Origin of the sequence: Neptunitalea lumnitzerae (assembly GCF_027924185.1) — a bacterium.
In the GTDB taxonomy this organism is placed as follows: domain Bacteria; phylum Bacteroidota; class Bacteroidia; order Flavobacteriales; family Flavobacteriaceae; genus Neptunitalea; species Neptunitalea lumnitzerae.
The window spans coordinates 102433-120338 of sequence record NZ_BRVO01000002.1 but is presented as its reverse complement, the minus strand read 5'-3'; the positions used below and the strand labels follow the sequence as shown (position 1 = coordinate 120338).

General features: G+C 32.9%; 15 protein-coding genes. 11 read left to right on the top strand and 4 right to left on the bottom strand.

Features of this window, described 5'->3' with window-relative positions; all coding sequences use genetic code 11:
• Window positions 1-17: 17 nt before the first annotated feature.
• The 3 genes from Y10_RS08095 (at window position 18) to Y10_RS08085 (ending at window position 2412) form a co-directional block, all read left to right on the top strand.
• Complete coding sequence (locus Y10_RS08095) at window positions 18-467, top strand: type I restriction enzyme HsdR N-terminal domain-containing protein (RefSeq protein WP_281765691.1); 450 nt, start codon at window positions 18-20, stop codon at window positions 465-467.
• Window positions 467-1468, top strand: a complete 1002-nt coding sequence (locus tag Y10_RS08090) for a glycosyltransferase family 2 protein (protein ID WP_281764882.1) — start codon at window positions 467-469, stop codon at window positions 1466-1468. The genes Y10_RS08095 and Y10_RS08090 overlap by 1 nt, the downstream gene beginning before the upstream one ends.
• A 77-nt stretch (window positions 1469-1545) precedes the next feature.
• A complete protein-coding gene (locus Y10_RS08085; RefSeq protein WP_281764881.1) occupies window positions 1546-2412 on the top strand; it encodes an OmpA/MotB family protein in 867 nt (288 codons plus the stop codon).
• An 83-nt stretch (window positions 2413-2495) separates the two neighbouring features.
• Here the strand turns inward: Y10_RS08085 and Y10_RS08080 are convergent, their stop codons facing one another.
• Window positions 2496-3113 (bottom strand): L-threonylcarbamoyladenylate synthase, encoded by a 618-nt coding sequence (locus Y10_RS08080; protein ID WP_281764880.1) that lies wholly within the window; start codon window positions 3111-3113, stop codon window positions 2496-2498.
• Between the two features lie 14 nt (window positions 3114-3127).
• The gene (locus Y10_RS08075; protein WP_281764879.1) at window positions 3128-5461 is read right to left on the bottom strand and encodes an ATP-dependent helicase; all 2334 of its coding nucleotides are present in this window, start codon (window positions 5459-5461) and stop codon (window positions 3128-3130) included.
• A gap of 128 nt (window positions 5462-5589) precedes the next feature.
• On the opposite strand from Y10_RS08075, the gene Y10_RS08070 reads away from it, so the two are divergent.
• Both Y10_RS08070 and Y10_RS08065 read left to right on the top strand, forming a co-directional pair.
• Complete coding sequence (locus tag Y10_RS08070) at window positions 5590-7137, top strand: FMN-binding glutamate synthase family protein (protein ID WP_281764878.1); 1548 nt, start codon at window positions 5590-5592, stop codon at window positions 7135-7137.
• A 50-nt stretch (window positions 7138-7187) separates the two neighbouring features.
• The gene (locus tag Y10_RS08065) at window positions 7188-7709 is read left to right on the top strand and encodes a DUF7935 family protein (RefSeq protein WP_281764877.1); all 522 of its coding nucleotides are present in this window, start codon (window positions 7188-7190) and stop codon (window positions 7707-7709) included.
• Here Y10_RS08065 and Y10_RS08060 read toward each other — a convergent pair.
• Together Y10_RS08060 and Y10_RS08055 are read right to left on the bottom strand one after the other, a co-directional pair.
• On the bottom strand, window positions 7706-8617 hold the full coding sequence (locus Y10_RS08060) for a patatin-like phospholipase family protein (protein WP_281764876.1): 912 nt from the start codon (window positions 8615-8617) through the stop codon (window positions 7706-7708). The two genes, Y10_RS08065 and Y10_RS08060, sit on opposite strands and share 4 nt — an antisense overlap.
• Window positions 8614-10695, bottom strand: coding sequence for a M1 family metallopeptidase (locus Y10_RS08055; protein ID WP_281764875.1), 2082 nt, complete (start codon window positions 10693-10695; stop codon window positions 8614-8616). Before Y10_RS08055 ends, Y10_RS08060 begins: the two co-directional genes overlap by 4 nt.
• A gap of 99 nt (window positions 10696-10794) precedes the next feature.
• Here Y10_RS08055 and recG point away from each other — a divergent pair, with 99 nt between their 5' ends.
• From recG to Y10_RS08025, 6 genes are all read left to right on the top strand, one after another.
• On the top strand, window positions 10795-12900 hold the full coding sequence (gene recG / locus Y10_RS08050; RefSeq protein ID WP_281764874.1) for an ATP-dependent DNA helicase RecG: 2106 nt from the start codon (window positions 10795-10797) through the stop codon (window positions 12898-12900).
• 4 nt (window positions 12901-12904) lie between these two features.
• Entirely contained in the window at window positions 12905-13795 is an 891-nt protein-coding gene (locus Y10_RS08045; RefSeq protein ID WP_281764873.1) for an AEC family transporter, read from the top strand.
• Window positions 13796-13873: 78 nt separating this feature from the next.
• Window positions 13874-16300, top strand: coding sequence for a phenylalanine--tRNA ligase subunit beta (gene pheT, locus Y10_RS08040; RefSeq protein ID WP_281764872.1), 2427 nt, complete (start codon window positions 13874-13876; stop codon window positions 16298-16300).
• A gap of 258 nt (window positions 16301-16558) precedes the next feature.
• Complete coding sequence (locus Y10_RS08035) at window positions 16559-17266, top strand: hypothetical protein (protein ID WP_281764871.1); 708 nt, start codon at window positions 16559-16561, stop codon at window positions 17264-17266.
• A 2-nt stretch (window positions 17267-17268) separates the two neighbouring features.
• Complete coding sequence (locus Y10_RS08030; RefSeq protein ID WP_281764870.1) at window positions 17269-17496, top strand: putative signal transducing protein; 228 nt, start codon at window positions 17269-17271, stop codon at window positions 17494-17496.
• A gap of 96 nt (window positions 17497-17592) precedes the next feature.
• Window positions 17593-17832: a hypothetical protein gene (locus Y10_RS08025; RefSeq protein WP_281764869.1), complete on the top strand. Its 240-nt coding sequence runs from the start codon at window positions 17593-17595 to the stop codon at window positions 17830-17832.
• Window positions 17833-17906: the final 74 nt, after the last annotated feature.

Below are 17906 nucleotides of genomic sequence, written 5' to 3'. Positions count from 1 at the left end.
AGTATAGTCACATGTCCATGCAACTTTTAAACTTTCCAAAATATTCCTTTAGGTTCAAAAATAGGGAAAATAAAATCTACATCTTTGATGAAATTCGCAAAAAGTTTGTGGTATTACAACCCGAAGAATGGGTACGGCAACATGTGGTTAAATACCTTATGGAAGAGAAACTATACCCCAAATCATTAATTAATGTAGAGAAAAAGTTGACTATAAACAACTTAGTAAAAAGATACGATGTGGTGGTATACAATTCTGATGGTTCAATTTTATTAATGGTAGAATGTAAAGCCCCGGAAGTAACCATTAGTCAGCATACATTTGATCAAATAGCAAGATACAATCTGGCCTTAAATGCCGAACATTTGATGGTTACTAATGGAAAGTCTCATTACTTTTGTAAAATGGATTATGAACAAGAGTGCTATCACTTTTTAAGAGAACTACCTAACTATACCAATAAATAATGAGCATAGCTGTTGTTATATTAAACTGGAATGGTAAAGCATTACTAGAAAAGTTTTTACCTTCGGTAATTGAAAACTCTAAAGATGCCACTATATATGTGGCTGATAATGCCTCTACCGATGATTCTGTGCTATTTCTAGAAACCAACTATCCAAATGATGTAACTATTATAAAAAATAAAGAAAATGGTGGTTATGCAAAAGGATATAATGATGCACTAAAACATGTACAGGAAGATATATTTTGCCTTTTAAATTCTGATGTTGAAGTAACCCCTGATTGGTTAACTCCTATTGAGCAACTATTCAAGAATGAATCTATTGCCGTTGTACAACCTAAAATAAAATGGTATACCAACAAAGACTATTTTGAATATGCAGGGGCCGCTGGTGGTTTTATTGATAAATATGGGTATCCTTTTTGTAAAGGAAGAATATTTACCGAACTAGAAAAAGATACTGGCCAATATAATAAGGAAGAAGAGATTTTTTGGGCATCAGGAGCCTGCTTCTTTATCAGAAAAACTGTTTTTGAAGAACAACAAGGTTTTGACGAGCAATTTTTTGCTCACATGGAAGAAATAGATTTATGTTGGAGAATTATTAATACCTCCAAAAAGATATTTTACACACCAGAATCTACCGTATACCATGTAGGTGGTGGTACCTTAGACACACTAAACCCGAAGAAAACTTACTATAACTTCAGAAATTCGCTTTTTACATTACTAAAAAACTTACCAGAAAATCAGATAAAAAAGATTGTTTTCACTAGAATGGTTTTAGACGGACTAGCTTTTGTTAGATTTTGTTTAAAATTTCAATTGAAACATGCTTTTGCCATTCTAAAAGCTCACGCTTCTTACTATAAGCTTAAGAAACAATACCTTAGAAACAGGGTTAAAAATGTTAAAACCACTAATTACTTTAAGATAACCTCAATTGTGCGTGAATACTATATTAACAAGAAAAAAACTTATAAAATTTTAATAAAACATTAACTAAAATACCTGTTAAATACATTTGTTAAAATTTAGGTTTTTTTACCTTTGGTATGCTATTAATTAAATTTATAAACATGAAGAAAATTGGTCTTATTGCTTCACTTTTCGCTGTTTTTTTAGCTACTACATCTTGTGGTACCAAAAAAATTGCTGAGTTAGAAGAAAAAAACAAAGAAACTCAAGAATTATTAGATTCAGCTACAGTTAAGCTGAATAGTTGTTTAGAAGAAAAAGCTTCTTTAACTGCAACTACTAATGCACTTAGAGATCAAAACGATATGTTGAGAGCTAACAACCAAGAGCTTATCAACAATATGGGTAACTTAACTACCTTAACTACTAAAGGAGCTGAAAACCTTGAAAAATCTTTAGAATCTTTACGTGAGAAAGATTTAACTATTAGAAAATTACAAGATGCTGTAACAAGAAGAGATTCTGTTAACCTTGCATTAGTACAAAGCTTAAAAGGTGTTTTAGGAGATCTTAATGATGATGACATTAACATTAGTGTTGAAAAAGGAGTTGTTTACGTAAACATTTCTGACAAATTATTATTCTCTAGTGGTAGTACTAGAGTAACTGCTAAAGCTAAAGAGGTTTTAGGTAAAGTTGCTACTGTTGTTAAAAACAAGCCAGACTTTGAATTTATGGTAGAAGGTCACACTGATGATGATGGTGTTAAAACTGGTGCTAGCTTTAAAGATAACTGGGATTTAAGTGTTTTAAGAGCTACTGCTGTTGTTAGATTACTACAAGATGAGTTTGGAGTAGATCCTAAGAGAATGACTGCTGCTGGTCGTGGTGAGTATGTTCCTGTTGCTAGTAACGAAACTAACGACGGAAAAGCTAAAAACAGAAGAACTAGAATTGTTGTTCTTCCTAAAATTGATCAGTTCTACAGCATGATTGAAGAAGGAATGAAAGATCCTAACATCAACTAATTTAGATTAGAAGACAGATCACAAAAAATAAAGCCCGGTTTACACCGGGCTTTTATATTTTACATACTTAAGGGAATATTAGATTAGATATCAATACTTCCTTTACCTTCTCTAATTACATTAAACTCTCCTTCAGACAAATCTATTATTGTGGAAGCTACATTATCTCCATAGCCACCGTCAATAACAATATCAACCAAATTATCCCATTTCTCATAAATCAATTCAGGATCTGTAGTATACTCTAATACTTCATCTTCATCATGAATAGATGTAGAAATAATAGGATTCCCCAATTGTTTTACAATTTCTACAGCAATAGAATTATCGGGTACACGTATACCCACTGTCTTTTTCTTTTTAAAATCTTTAGGCAAACTATTATTACCAGGTAAAATAAACGTATAAGGGCCTGGTAAGGCTTTCTTCAAAATTTTAAAGGTAGGCGTATCTATTTGCTTTACGTAATCAGATAAATTACTAAGGTCTGCACAAATAAAAGAAAAATTAGCTTTTTCTAATTTAATCCCTTTAATTCTTGCAATTTTTTGTAAGGCCTTAGAGTTTGTAATATCACATCCTAAACCATATACCGTATCTGTAGGGTATATAATTAGGCCTCCGTTTCTTAGTACTTCAACAACTTTGCTGATTTCTCTAGGATTTGGATTCTCTTCATAAATTCTTATCAACTCTGCCATAATAATCCTTTTTTTTAACTTAAAATATCAAGCTTAGCAAAACGGAGCAGCAGTTTCTTTACTTCTCCATTCTGAAATTTAATTTCAGCTTTTTTATCATTCCCAACACCTTCAAGACCTATTACCTCTCCTCTACCAAAACGACTATGTTCTATTTTTGTTCCCACATTTAAGGCAGAAGTATCTGGAGCAGAAGCATTCCCCACAGGAGTTCCTAAATTTGGTTTTAACTTACGTAATTTACGCAGTTTCTCTTGCGATGGTTGCTTGTGAACAGGTGGTGTACTTGCTACTGGTTTATTCTGCCTAAACTTACTTTTATCTACTTCTCCAAATATATCAGTATCTAAAAGAGGTTTAAATCGGTAACCTGATTTCGCTGGGGGAGTTAAATATTCTATATACTTATCTTCAATTTCCTCAATAAATCTACTTGGCTCACTATCTACTAATTTACCCCACCTATACCTGCTCTCTGCATAGGTAAGATAAGCTTGCTTTTCAGCACGTGTAAGTGCTACATAAAACAAACGTCTTTCTTCTTCTAATTCACTTCGTGTATTCATACTCATAGCAGAAGGGAATAAATCTTCCTCCATACCTACTATGTATACATACGGAAATTCTAATCCTTTTGCTAAGTGAATGGTCATCATAGCTACACGATCATCTTCTCCCGTATCTTTATCTAAATCTGTAGCCAAGGCAACATCCTCTAAAAACTCAGATAAAGACCCCGTTGCATCCGCCACTTCTTGTTGTCCCTCTACAAAATCTTTAATACCATTTAAAAGCTCTTCCACATTTTCCATACGGGCTATACCCTCTGGAGTACCATCTTTTTTAAACATTTGTAAAATACCTGTTTTCTTAGCAACATGCTCAGAAAGCGTAAAGGCATCCGAGTTTTCATTCATAATCTGAAAACTCTTTATCATGTTTACAAAATCATCTAATTTTCTTCTTGTTCCAGAATTAATCTTTAGATCTATCTTATCAAGGTTTTGCATTACCTCAAAAATAGAACGCTTATAATGGTTGGCCACTACGGTTAACTTATCAACCGTTGTTTGCCCAATACCTCTTGCGGGAAAGTTTATAATTCTAACTAAAGCTTCCTCATCTTTAGGGTTTAACACCAATCGTAAATAGGCAAGAATATCTTTAATCTCTTTACGTTGGTAAAAAGAAAGTCCACCGTAAATACGATACGGAATATCTCTTTTTCTCAACGCATCTTCAATAGCCCTCGATTGTGAGTTGGTTCTGTACAATACGGCAAAATTACCATGCCCTAACTGATGATTCATTTCTGTATCAAAAATAGAACTTGCTACAAAACGTCCTTCTTCAGCATCGGTTAATGATCTATGTACTTTAATCTTACCTCCATCATCATTGGCTGTCCAAACAACCTTATCTAATCTGGTTTTATTTTTTTCAATCACCGAATTAGCCGCCTCCACAATATTCCTAGTAGAACGGTAGTTCTGCTCTAACCTATATACTACAACTCCATCATAATCTTTCTGAAAGTTCATAATGTTATTAATGTTAGCACCACGAAACGCATATATACTTTGGGCATCGTCCCCTACTACACATATATTCTGAAACTTATCTGAAAGTGCTTTTACAATTAAGTACTGTGAGTGGTTGGTATCTTGGTACTCATCTACCAATATATATCTAAACCTATTTTGGTATTTCTGTAATACTTCCGGGAATCTATTTAAAAGCTCATTGGTTTTTAATAATAAATCATCAAAATCCATGGCACCCGCCTTAAAACAACGGTCACAATACTCCTGATAAATATCTCCCATTCTAGGACGCTTAGCCATTGCATCAGCCTCCATTAATTCAGCATCCTTAAAATAAGCTCTAACAGTAATTAAGCTATTTTTATAAGAAGATATTCTAGATTGAATTTGTTTGTATTTGTATACATCTTTATCCAATCCTTTTTCTTTAATAATAGCATTTATTAAGCGCTGCGAATCTTGTGTATCATAGATTGTAAAGTTAGAAGGGTACCCTAACTTATCTGCTTCCATTCGTAAAATTTTGGCAAAAACAGAGTGAAAGGTTCCCATCCAAAGATTTTTTGCTTCACTATTTCCAACAATAGAAGCAATCCTTCCTTTCATTTCACGTGCCGCTTTATTGGTAAAGGTGAGCGATAAAATATTAAACGCATCTACCCCTTTACTCATCAAATAAGCAATTCTATAAGTCAATACACGGGTTTTACCAGATCCTGCCCCGGCAATAACCATTAACGGACCATCTACATGTAGTACAGGAGCTCGCTGAGCCTCATTAAGTTCTGCTAAATATTTTTCCATTAATCATCAATCATTAAAACGGTACAAGTTAACTATAAATTGGGGCACAAATCAAGCAAGTTTTAATTTTTTATAAACACTTTTATACTTTAGAATGCTTAATTTTGACACCCAAAATTAAAGTAAACATGTTAGAAACTCTAAGTTCAATACCATGGTGGGGCTGGATTTTAATTGCCCTAGCCATTGTAGCTATAAGAGATATATTTATTCAAAGAAGACACTCTATTAGTCATAACTTCCCAATTGTTGGGCATATTAGATATATGCTAGAAAGTATTGGTCCAGAATTAAGACAATACCTAGTAGCTAACAACCGAGAAGAACTTCCGTTTAACCGTATTGAAAGAAGTTGGGTATATGCCTCTTCAAAAAATGAGAACAACTACAAAGGTTTTGGTACCGATAGAGATATTTTTTCTCAAAACTATGTATTTATAAACAACACTATGTTGCCTTATAAAATGCCGGTAGGACACCCGAACTTAGAGCAAAACGACTTTATACCCTGTGCTAAAATTATAGGAGCCTATCACAACCGTTTAAAACCTTACAGACCTGCTTCTATTATTAATATTTCTGCAATGAGTTTTGGTTCTCTGTCTGCAAAAGCAGTAGAGTCTTTAAACATCGGAGCAAAAAAAGCAAATGCATTTCATAATACAGGTGAAGGTGGTTTATCTCCGTACCATAAAAATGGTGCTGACGTAGTTTTTCAAATAGGAACAGCCTACTTTGGTATTAGAGATGAACATGGAAACTTTGAAATAGCTAAACTTAAAAAGCTAGTGGAAGAAAATCCATGTATTAAAGCAATTGAAATAAAACTATCTCAAGGAGCTAAACCTGGTAAAGGTGGTGTTTTACCTGGCAAAAAAATAACCAAAGAAATTGCTGATATCAGACACGTACCTATGGGGAAAGATATTATATCTCCACCATACCATAGCGCATTCTCAACAGTGAAAGAAATGGTTGAATTTATTGAAACCATTGCTAAAGAAACAGGATTACCAGTAGGAATTAAAGCTGCTATAGGAAAACTAGACCATTGGAAAGAGTTGATAGATATTATGAAAGCGACCAATAAAGGCCCTGATTTTATCTCTATTGATGGTGGTGAAGGTGGTACTGGTGCTGCACCTCCGAGTTTTGCCGACCACGTTTCGTTACCATGGATATATGGTTTTACAGATGTCTACAGACTATTTAAAGAAAATGATATTGCAGACCGTGTGGTATTTATTGCCAGCGGTAAATTAGGTTTCCCTGCTCAGGCAGCTAAAGCTTTTGCTATGGGTGCAGACCTTATTAATGTAGCAAGAGAAGCTATGATGAGTATTGGATGTATACAAGCACAAGTATGCCATACCAACCGATGCCCGGCAGGTATTGCTACCCAAAATAAATGGTTGCAAAACGGTATTGACATTCCGCTGAAATCTGACAGGCTAGCACAATATTTCCATAACTTTAAAAAAGAATTTTTAGAGCTTACACATGCCTGTGGATATGAGCATCCATGCCAATTTACAATGGATGATGTTGAAATGAACCTAGGCGACAAAAACTTAACCCAAACATTAGCAGCAATTTATAAATACCACAAAACTAAAGTTGATTTTGATGGGGTACAAAAATTAAAAGATTGTGAATACCTTGGAGGTAAGAATTGATTTTAATAGTTTAAAAAATATAGTAAATTCGTCACGCTAAAAACATACTCATGGAAAACCAGATTGTTCAACTTCTTTTTTATTGTTTACCTGCTGTAATAACAGGTTTAATTGCTTTTTATTTTTTTAATACGCACACCAAAAACGAAGAAGGAAGAAGAAGATATTTATTACATAAAGAAGCTCAAAAAGACATTTTACCATTGCGCTTACAAGCTTATGAGCGAATGACTTTATTTGTAGAGCGTATTAGACCTGCAAACCTGATTATTAATGTGGTACCACAATCTGACGATAAAGATGCTTACGAGAACTTATTGATTCAACAAATTGAAAGTGAGTTTGTACACAATATATCACAACAGATTTATGTAACTGATGAATGTTGGAACATTATTAGAGCAGCAAAAAATGCCACTATTCAGGTAATAAGAAAAATTGCTATGAGTGATAAAATAGAAACCTCTGGTAAATTAAGAGAAGCTATTTTAAATGAGTTTTTAGATAAAAACTCTCCTTCTGCTACCGCTATTTCTTATATTAGAAAAGAAGTACAAGAATTATATAGTTAAGAGTCTAAAATATTTAATTGGCTAGTCTCTTTATTTTTCAATTTAGCATATTCAAAACCACTTTTCCACCACTTTTGCATACTTTGTTCATCAAATATTAAAGAGTTGGTGGTTAATACTATAGGTGTATAATAGAAGTTTAAAATAGCGTTGCTATGATTAGCAGAAAACTTACCTATTTTAATATTCTGGTGAGATATTCTATCTAACATAAAACCAAACATATTTGTTAGTAGAGAAAAGGGATTTTTTGAAGGTAGTTTATTAAACTGTGTTACCTCTGTTTGTAATACAATTACATCTATTACCTTAGCCCCTCTCCTTACCGCCTCTTCAATAGGTACAATAACCCCAAGACCTCCATCTGCATACTCACAATTGTTTTTAACTACTAAACTCATAAATGGCGTATAGTTGCAAGAAATCCACATCCACTCTATAAATTCTTCATATTCAAAATCTTTTATAGACTTATATTCTATAGAATTTAAAGATAAATTAGAAACCGTAACTACAATATCTTTTTCAGAATTTTTCAATTCTAAAAACTCTTCCTTTAAAAGAGAATTATTTAAAAGCACTTTTAAATTTACACTTTCTCCAAAGGTTTTTTTACCTCTTAAAAAGTTAAGCAATACATTAAAGTGATTAATCCCTACATTAGTAAGACCGTGCTTTTTAGTAATGGTAAATGGATTGTGACTAAAAATACTTTTTTGATTTACAGAAGTATATATTTTTTTAATCTTATCTACTTTCTTTAGCGCCAAATGACTCACAAGTAAACTACCGGTAGAAGTACCAATGTACAAATCGTAATCTCTATGCATTTCCTCTATAAGGTATTGTGCTACCCCACCAGCAAATGCTCCTTTACTACCTCCACCCGATATTACAAGTGCTCTCATAGTTTCTTTTTTAAATAGTTTTGTTCTTTATCAGACAATTTTTCTAATAAGTTTTGAAATCTTTCTTTATACACAGGGTCATCTAAAAGTTTATCTAAAATAGTTCTGCAACGGCTAGCAAAACTCCAAGAGTGGTGCAAGCAACCATCTACTAAATCTTTTAAATTAGCATTCGTAAAAGCATCCATTTGCAACAGAAAACCAAATGCCTTTTCTCTAACATTATAATCATATTTAGGAGATGTATACCCTGAAAGCTCATCAAAATATGCTTTGGTTTCTAAAGCGCTATAATCTGGTGTAGCCAAAGCTAATGCCAACCATAGCACACGTATATTCAAATCGTTAAATCCTTTTACAGTTTTTGTTTTATCTAAATACTCTCCTCTTTTTTCAGGGAAATTAATCCATAGTTTATAAAGTACATTTTCAATGGTATTGTAACTACTGTCTACTAAAAAACCTTCAAATGTTTCCTGTAAGTAAGATGGCACTTCTTGTGTTTGTACTATGTAAGCCTGTCTTACCAAAACATTTTTATCTGCCAAGGCAGACTTAATAAAAAAGGAATCTTTTAAAACATTATATCTATACGAAATAACCCTTTGTTTATATTCTGACGGCATGGTATTCCAAAGCTCTTTATAGGCATCAGTAGCTTTAACACTACTGGTATCTTTAAACTTTTCATTCACCAGATTAGGCAAAGAATAAGGTTTATCCTCTAGTAACTGCATAGCTTCTTCATACAAGAAATGCGTATTCTCCAACCATCTTTCTTTAAAATCTGTTAGATTTTTACCTGATACACTCTCTATTTCAAACAAAAATTCATCGGTAGTTACATTTTTGTATTGATATTTTTGCAAATACTTTTTAATACCTTTTCTAAAGTTATCGTGTCCTACTTCATGTGCTAAAGCCACAAGCGCCCAAGCTCCTTTTTGATAAAAAGTAAGGCTCCCAGCTTTCGGGTTTAAAATACTTTCGCCATTACCACTATCATCTTGGTATTTTAATTGTGCTGCATTATCAAATAATGAAGCCTTAAAATAAGCATCTCCAAATATTTTTTTCTCTGCCAACAAAGCGTAATACGTTGCAAAACCTTCTTGCAACCAATGATCTTCAGGTGTGGCCTCTGTTATTAAATCACCAAACCATTGATGTGCTAATTCATGGCCATTTACGTTTACATAATTTCTATCTACAAAAGATAAAGAATCTATATAATAACTATCATTAAAAATGGTAGCCGTAGTATTTTCCATACCACCGTACATAAAGTCTTTTACCGGTATTTGTTTGTAATTACTCCACCCAAACGGAACGCCAATTTCTTTCTCAAAAAAATCAAATATTTCTTTAGAGTATCTGTAAGTAGGCTCATATCTATTTTCCAAATTCGGGTAGTAATACAATAGTAATTCTTTTCCGCTAGCTGCCATTACAGTTTTATACTTGTACTTACCTGCAGCTATTGCCAATAAATAGCTACTCATGGGATACTGCATTTCATAATTCCATTTCTTCAAAGTATCATTCACCATACTACTACTAACCAGTGCTCCATTAGCTATTACCTCATAATCTTTTAAGAAAGCAACTGATAGATTAAAAATCACTTTTTCATTAACATCGTCAAAGCTAGGTAACCAATTACTGGTATATTTTCCTTGTCCTTGGGTCCAAACTTGTTTTCTGGCATCTTCAAAATCCCAGCCTACAAAGTACATTGCCTTTTTTGGAGTAGTTTCATAAGTAAACTCAAGTGTATTCCCCTCTTTAACTTTTAACTTTTTTCGAAGAATTAAATACTTATCAGTAACTTCATATGTTACCTTTTTCCCATTCCATCTAACATCAGAAAAATTGGTATGCTGAGCATCTAAGTATAAAGAATCTGTTTTGTCTAGTATGTCTACCAAATAAGTAACGGTACCACTAACACGCTGTTTATATGGGTCAATTGTTACATCTACATCGGCCTTAATAAAATCTGCCACTTTGGTTTGCTGTGCAATAGCGACAGAAGAAACAAAAACGGTTATTAAAAAAAGAATATGCTTAAAATTCATTATAGGTATTTATAATTTGCACTAAAATACAATAAATAGCTAGTTTTATTAAAATAAATTCAGACTTTGCAAAAGCTATAATTTAGCTAAATTAGCGCTATGAATCCTAATTTCTTAAATACACCAATTGATTATTTGAAACGAGTTGGCCCTCAGCGTGCTACTCTTTTAAAACAAGAATTAGGCATCCATTATTATAAAGATCTCATCAATTTTTTTCCGAATAAATACATTGATAAAACCAACTATTACAAAATCAATCAGCTACACAGAAATTCTGCTGAAGTACAAATAGTAGGTAAAATTGTGCATCTAAAAATGGTAGAGCAAAAACGCGGGAAACGTTTAGTAGCTACCTTTATAGATGATACAGGGGAAATGGAATTGGTGTGGTTTAAGGGCCATAAATGGATTAAGGATAGCATAAAACTAAACACCCCATATGTAGTTTATGGAAAGTGTAATTGGTTTAATGGTACGTTTAGTCTTCCGCATCCTGAAATGGAGTTATTGGAAGATCATAAAGCTAGTTTAAAAACAGCCATGCAACCGGTATATCCTTCTACCGAAAAGCTTACTAAAATGGGAATTACCAATAGGGTAATGAACCAGTTAATACAAGAGTTATTTAGAGAATCTGGCGGTAAATTTTACGATACCTTGCCTAAATACCTATTGGAAGAACTGAAGCTAATGAATAAAGCTGAATCGCTTTTTAATATTCATTTTCCTAGAACAACCCAAAAATTAGCTCAAGCACAATACCGATTAAAATTTGAAGAACTCTTTTATATTCAGCTTCAACTAATTTTAAAAAACCTGATTAGAAAGCAAAAAATTAAAGGATACACCTTTGATCAAGTGGGGGTTTTATTTAATGATTTCTATGCCAACCACCTGCCATTTGATTTAACCAATGCGCAAAAGCGGGTTATTAAAGAAATTAGAAAAGATTTAGGTAGCAATGCCCAAATGAACCGATTACTGCAAGGAGACGTAGGTAGTGGAAAAACTATTGTGGCACTTTTAAGTGCGCTATTAGCAATAGATAACGGTTTTCAGGCTTGTATTATGGCGCCTACCGAAATTTTAGCTACACAACATTATAATGGGTTATTAGAGCTAGTTGAAAAACTACCTATTAATATCAGACTTTTAACAGGTTCTACTAAAACTGCTGAACGTAAAGAAATACATGAAGCCTTGCTAGACGGCTCATTACATATTTTAATTGGTACACACGCTATCCTAGAAGACAAGGTTCAGTTTAATAATTTGGGATTAGCTATTATAGATGAACAGCACAGGTTTGGTGTGGCACAAAGAGCTAAACTTTGGCATAAGAATGATATACCACCCCATGTATTAGTAATGACTGCTACCCCCATCCCTCGTACCCTAGCAATGAGCTTATATGGAGATTTAGACATTTCTGTAATAGATGAATTACCACCAGGAAGAAAACCCATTAAGACAGTTCACAGGTACGACAGTAACAGATTAAAGGTATTCCAATTTATAAGAGATGAAATAGCTTTGGGCAGACAAGTATATATTGTATACCCACTTATTCAGGAATCTGAAACCTTAGATTATAAAGATTTAATGGATGGTTATGAAAGCATAGCCAGAGATTTTCCTGCTCCTAAATATCAAATATCCATTGTACACGGACAAATGAAACCTGCCGATAAAGATGTTGAAATGGAACGCTTTGTAAGAGGTGAAACTCAAATTATGGTGGCTACAACGGTTATTGAAGTAGGTGTAAATGTACCCAATGCTTCGGTTATGATTATAGAGAGTGCAGAACGCTTTGGCTTATCACAATTACACCAGTTAAGAGGCCGTGTAGGTAGAGGCGCAGAACAGAGTTACTGTATTTTAATGACCAGTCATAAACTGTCTGACGATTCTAAAACCCGATTAGAAACTATGGTACGTACCAATGATGGTTTTGAAATAGCAGAAGTAGACCTTAAGCTAAGAGGTCCGGGAGATATTATGGGCACCCAACAAAGTGGTGTACTTAATTTACGTATTGCAGATATTGTAAAGGATAACGACATTTTAAAAGCTGCTAGGTATTACGCTATGAAACTTTTGAAAAATGACCCTAACCTAAGACTTGAAGAAAATAAAGTGGTACTAAACACTTATAAAAAAATTCAAGCCAACAAGACTATTTGGAATTATATAAGCTAAAACCATGATTAATTTTATAATTATCTTTTTCTGTATTGTAAGTGGTGTTTTACTTAAAAAATACAAATACCTTCCTCAAGATTCTCATAAATCGGTTAATGCTTGGCTTATCAATATAGCACTGCCAGCATTTGCTTTAAAATACATACCAAAAATTGAATGGAGTACCGAGCTCATCTTACCGTTATCTATGCCTTTAGTGGTTTGGATTGGATCGTACCTTTTTATCAATTTAATAGCTAAGAAATATGCCATGACACGCGCTACCAAAACTGCTCTTATTTTGGTATCTGGGCTAGGAAACACATCTTTTTTAGGTTTTCCATTAACGCAAGCTTATTTTGAAAATGGTTTACAAGTGGCAGTACTTTGTGATCAAGCATGTTTTATCATCACCTCTACTTTTGGAATTATCATAGCGCTAAAAGCATCACAAGAAACAAAGGTGAAGCCGCTATTTTTGGTAAGAAAGGTTTTTAGCTTTCCTCCTTTTGTAGTATCATTAATTGCACTAATTACGGCTCCTTTTATTGATTATAGTCCCATGGAAGAGTTTTTAAATATCATAGGAGCTACCTTAGTCCCGTTAGCTTTATTTTCTGTAGGATTGCAACTAAATATTAAAAACTGGAGAACCGATATTAGACTTATAAGTTTAAGCCTACTGTATAAATTAATGATAGCGCCAAGTGTTATATTATTATTGAGTTTATTGATGCAAAGTAGTGGGCTTATAAAACAAGTAACTATTTTTGAAGCCGCCATGGCGCCTATGGTAACGGCTGCGATTATAGCAGCAGACTATAACCTGAATCCTAAATTAGCCAATATGATTCTAGGCTTAGGGATTCCTATTTCATTAATTACAACGTTTATTTGGTCTTTAATAATATAGTTTAAAGATAATCTTTCAGTAAAATTCCCTTTAAAATAGCATTTCTATTATTATCTTTGGCATCTCAAAAATTGTACAATGAAAATTTCTTACAACTGGTTAAAACAATTTATTAAAGTAGACTGGAATTCTGATCAAACATCTGAACTACTAACCGATTTAGGTTTAGAAGTAGAAGGTGTTGAAACTTTTGAATCTGTAAAAGGAGGACTTAAAGGTATTGTTGTTGGTCACGTTTTAGAATGTGAGCAGCACCCTAATGCAGACCGCCTAAGAGTTACAAAAGTAGATTTAGGAAACGGCGAAGTTGTACAAATTGTTTGTGGAGCTCCTAATGTTGCAAAAGGTCAAAAAGTTCCTGTAGCCACTATTGGAACCGTTCTTTATGATGACAAGGGTGAAGAATGGACCATTAAAAAAGGTAAAATTAGAGGTGAAGAAAGCTTTGGTATGATTTGCGCCGAAGATGAATTAGGCTTAGGAAAAAGTCATGAAGGTATTATGGTTTTAGCTGAAGATTTAGAACCTGGTACACCTTGTGCTTCTATATTTGAGGTAGAATCTGATGAAGTTTTTGAAATAGGCCTTACTCCTAACCGTGCAGATGCTATGAGTCATTACGGGGTGGCAAGAGATTTAAAAGCGGGTCTTTTACAAAAAGAAATTCACGCCGAATTAATTTCTCCTTCTGTTAGTAGTTTCCATGTAGACAACAGAACTTTAAAAATTGATGTAGAGGTTGAGAACACAGACCTTGCACCAAGATACTGTGGGGTAACCATAAGCGATATTGAAATTAAAGAATCTCCTGCTTGGTTACAAAACAGATTAAAAGCTATTGGTTTAGCTCCTAAAAATAATGTAGTAGATATTACTAATTATGTAATGCACGAATTAGGGCAACCATTACATGCTTTTGATGCTAATAAAATTACAGGTAACAAAATAGTAGTTAAAACTGCTGAAGCAGGTACTAAATTCACTACGCTTGATGAAGTTGAACGTACTTTAGATGCTGACGACCTAATGATTTATGATAACGAAAAACCATTGTGTATTGCTGGTGTTTTTGGTGGTCTTAAATCTGGGGTTACAGAGCATACTAAATCTATCTTTTTAGAGAGCGCTTACTTCAATCCTGTTTCGGTTAGAAAAACAGCTAAACGCCATGGTTTAAACACAGATGCTTCTTTCCGTTTTGAAAGAGGTATTGATGTAAACTTTACAAAATACGCTTTGTTACGTGCTGCATTATTAATTAAACAAATTGCAGGTGGTAATATTACCTCTGAAGTTATTGACTTCTACCCTAAGAAGTTTGAAGACTTCCAAGTATTCTTAACATTTGAGAAAGTAAATAAGTTAGTAGGACAAAATCTTTCTACAGAAACCATTAAATCTATTCTATCATCGTTAGAGATTAAGGTAAACAGTGTTACTGAGGCTGGTATTGGTTTAACCATTCCATCATACCGTGTAGATGTGCAGAGAGAAGCAGATGTGATTGAAGAAATCTTACGTGTATATGGTTACAACAACATTGAATTTTCTGAAAAATTAAATGCCTCAATGGCACATTCATCTAAGTTTGATGATTATAAAATTCAGAACATTATTGCCAATCAACTAGTAGCTCAAGGATTTAATGAAATCATGTCTAATAGTTTAACAACAGGTTCTTATGTTTCACTTAGCGAACAATTAAGTGAAGAACACAATGTAACCATGTTAAACCCATTGAGTAATGATTTGGCTGTAATGCGCCAATCTATCTTATTCTCTGGCTTAGAAGCAGTAGCATATAACATTAACCGTAGGAGAACCGATCTTAAATTATATGAGTTTGGTAAGTCATACCACAAATATGACGCCTATTCTGAGCAAAAACATTTGGGCATTTTTGTAACAGGAAACAGAAACAAAGAAAGCTGGAATACAACCAACCAAACAAGTGATTTCTTTTACTTAAAAGGTACTCTTTTATCTATTTTAGAAAGACTGGGTATTAACAAAATTAAAACTACTCCTGTAAAAAGTGATGTTTTCTCAGAAGGACTTACACTTACGTTTGCTAAAAACACAAAATTAGTTGAGTTTGGTAAAGTTAAAAAGCAAGTTTTAAAGGCTCTAGATATTAAACAAGAAGTACTATTTGCAGACTTTAACTGGGATAATATTTTAGAAGTAGCTAAATTTAATAAAGTACAATATACTGATATTCCTAAGCATCCTGAAGTACGTAGAGATTTAGCGCTATTATTAGATACTACAGTTACTTTTGAAGACATATACAAAGTAGCTAAGCAAAGCGAAAAGGCTTTATTAAAAGAAGTTAGCTTATTTGATGTATATGAAGGTGATAAGTTACCTGAAGGCAAAAAAAGCTACGCTATAAGCTTTATTTTACAAGATGAAAATAAAACTTTAACGGATAAGCAAATAGATAAAGTGATGACTAAACTACAGAGTAGTTTTGAAAAACAATTTGCTGCTACCCTAAGATAAATTCAATATTCTTATATAAAGAAAAAGCCTTTGTAAAATTTTACAAAGGCTTTTTTTTTCAGGTATTCTACATTTCAAACATCACCTACTGTACCTGAAATATGTAACTTGGGAAATAACATATACTTAACTAACTTTAAAGCGTATTAGTATCTAAAAATATATATTTAAGTATATATTAACACTCTCCCATTCTTCTAAATACTTGATATAGTGTACTTATTTGGTTATTTTTAAAATACCAAAACCCAAATAAGAATGGCATTAAAGAAAACAAACATCGAGGAAAAACTGTGTTTGCTTAGAAATAAACAAGCAAACGAAACAGTTGTTATGGAGGAAGTAAAGGCTATATTAAGTCAAAAAACTACGTTAGAAAAAATAAAGACTAAAGGAACAACAGAAATAAATTACTTTAATTTTGACTTATTAGATACCTCAAAGATATATCATGTAGATCAAATAAAGGAAATTTGCATTACCTACCGACTTCGTTTTCTATGCGCCTCCATTTTTAAAGCCCCCTTACCTACAGAAGCTTTAGATAAAGTAAAAGCATTAGAGTTAGAACACGGAGTCTCAATAAAGAACCTATCCCTTATGGCTCCTGCTAAATTCTTTCAACTAAAAAGTGCAGACGACCCTTTATTATTTGCACCTATGGGTAATGGCTATTACTATTTAATTCATAAATGGGGAAATGATTTAAGTTCTTTTAGGAAAATAGCCATGCTACCTTTTAAAAATTTCTTAAATCTATTAATCTTCCTTTCAATAGTAAGCATAATTATTACAAAAGCACTACCTTTAAGTATGTTTACCAAGAAGCCAGAACCCTATATGTTTTGGGTTTTATTATTATTTGTAATGAAGGGTTTCATTGGTTTATCACTCTACTTTAGTTTTGCTCAAGGCAAAAGTGTAAGTAATAGAGTTTGGAATAAAAAATATTTTAATGCGTGGTAATTATGAAAGATTTTGAAAAAGTTTTTGAAGGTTCAAGCATTGCTGCAAAACAAATTATTGCAGCACTTGAAGAAAAAGGAATTGAGCCTATAGTTAAAGATGAAACTGAGTCTGGCAGACTAGCCGGTTTTGCTCCAAAAATTATTAATAATGTTCAGCTTTTTGTTCATAAAGATGAATTAACACTTTCCAAAGAGGTTGTAGCTTCTCTTGAGAACGAAAATGTTTAAAATACGTTAACACAAATATTAAAACTTGTTAATCAGTTACATACTCTCTATAAAACCTCTTATTTTTGAATAAAAATTAAAATTCTTTATTGAGATATGAGGCTAGAAAATGGAATTAAAGTATTTACAGGCACAGAAATTACTGCCACAATGATTAAAGAACGTTTAATAGAAAATGGCATTAAAGCTTCTCTAGAAGATGATGACTTTTACAAAGATGTTGTTACTAACGAGCAAAAGGTACCTGAAAAACTAAATGTTTATGTCCCAAGAGAAAACGTAATACAAGCACAAGAAGTTATTGAAGAAGCTTATGTAGATTTAATGGATAACTAATTAAATCTTGTAGACTGAATTAAAAAAGGAGCATTTATATAAATGCTCCTTTTTTAATTATCTATGGTAATTGA